1 protein-coding gene is annotated in these 245 nt (G+C 61.6%); it reads right to left on the bottom strand.

Annotated features, from left to right (window positions below):
• The coding region (locus AC0L3B_RS40105) for a heme-dependent oxidative N-demethylase subunit alpha family protein (protein ID WP_473383534.1) at positions 1-245 on the bottom strand (245 nt) is incomplete at both ends.

Raw genomic sequence — 245 nt, forward strand, 5'->3', positions numbered from 1 at the left:
CCCCTCTCATGCGCCAGCGGCACCGGCGCGTGCCACTCGAAGAAATTCATGCCGATGTCGAAATCGAGCGACCAGTCGGCCTGGGTGGTGACCATGCCGGCGTCCATCCACAGATTGCCGTCGCGCTGGTCGAGGATGCAGAAATCGCCTTGTGATTGCCGCGTGATGTATTCCATCGGCCCATAGGGCAGCGTCGACACGTCACCGAAGGTGAAGGTGTCGTCGATGCCGAGCGGCCGGTTTAT

Source organism: Bradyrhizobium sp. Kon56, assembly GCF_055807635.1.